Source organism: Nonomuraea sp. NPDC004702 (assembly GCF_053601695.1).
Genome location: NZ_JBSGCE010000198.1, coordinates 1 through 1,364 on the forward strand (window position 1 = coordinate 1; position 1,364 = coordinate 1,364).

Genomic DNA, 1,364 nt, shown 5'->3' on the forward strand with positions numbered 1-1,364 from the left:
TCCAGGCACTTGTTCGCACCGACGGCGGTGATGGAGCCGTCGGCGTTGAAGCGCCACTGCTGGTTGCTCTGGCCGCTGCAGTCCCAGATGATCACCCCGGCGCCGTCGGCGGTGCTCCGGTTGGCCACGTCCAGGCACTTGCCGCCGTACACGCGCAGCTCACCGGCGCTGGTCGGCGTCCAGCGCTGGTTGCTCTGGCCGTTGCAGTCCCAGATCTGCGCCTGCGCGCCGTTCGCCTGTGACGCGCCGGTGACATCCAGGCAACGGCCCGAGCCCACGCCCTTGATCTCCGTCCCGCCGGATGGTTCGCCCTGCGGCTGGCCGATGCTTCCGGGGACCGATTGCAGTGCCGCGTACCAGGCGGCGGCCATCTTGTCGTAGCCGCCGGCGGTCGGGTGGACGCCGTCGATCAGGTCCGAGGTGGTCAACCTGCTGTGCATGTCGACCAGGTGGACGTGCTTGCCACTGTTCACCTTGCTCTGGACGATGCCGGGGATCGCCGCGTTGAAGGTGCGGGCGGCGGACTCCTGTCCGGCGTTGGACAGCGGGATGACGGTCGCGACGAAGACGTCCGCGTCCGGCACGGCCGCGGTGATGTGGTCGATCAGCGTGGACAGCCGTTGCGGAGCGCCGGCCACGTTGTAGTTCTGCAGGATGTCGTTGGTGCCCAGGTGCAGCAGCAGCGTGCGCGGCGTGTACGTGCGCAGCCAGCCGGTGAGGTTCGCGTCGATCTGGTCGATCCGCCAGCCTGGGTGGCCCTCGTGATCATGATCGCCCAGGCTGCCGGGGCCGTTGAACTGTGAACCGACGAAATCGACCGTGTAGCGGCCCCCGGCCAGGCGCTGCCACAGGCCGATCCGGTAGCCGCCCGGCACCTGCGTGCCCTCGGTGATCGAGTCGCCGAGGGGCATGACCCGTACCCCGCCGTTGGACTCGGCTCCGGCGACCCCCGTCCCCATCGCCGTGCCGACCGCCAGTAACGCCGCCACCGTCAGCACGGCGGCCCGCCATCGCCTCCAGGTACGCATGCTCACCCTCTCACCACCGGCCGCGAGCCGGACGAGTCGGCCGAGTCGGCCGTTGACGCCCGCGCTGAGCGCATCGACCCCTCTGTTGGTGGGGACATCAGGACCTCCTGTGATCACGTTCGCTGTCGCTGACATCGCGCCGGTGTCCGACGCCGGGCCGGGGCCCGCCGGACGGCGTGGTCCGGCGGCGCCACCGGCCTCAGGTGCGGGTCCAGCGTTGGTTGGAGCCGCCGTTGCAGCTCCAGATCTGGAGCTTGACGCCGTTGGCGGTGCTGTTGCTCGGCACGTCCAGGCACTTGTTCGCACCGACGGCGGTGATGGAGCCGTCGGCGTTGA

The 1,364-nt window shown here is 70.0% G+C and carries 2 protein-coding genes; both read right to left on the minus strand.

Annotated elements, in window-relative coordinates:
- A partial coding sequence (locus ACWEJ6_RS54735) for a ricin-type beta-trefoil lectin domain protein (protein ID WP_452433711.1) occupies nt 1–1,028 on the minus strand: 1,028 nt, incomplete at its 3' end.
- Nucleotides 1,029–1,227: 199 nt separating this feature from the next.
- Nucleotides 1,228–1,347 (minus strand): RICIN domain-containing protein, encoded by a 120-nt coding sequence (locus ACWEJ6_RS54740; RefSeq protein WP_452433713.1) that lies wholly within the window; start codon nt 1,345–1,347, stop codon nt 1,228–1,230.
- Nucleotides 1,348–1,364: the final 17 nt, after the last annotated feature.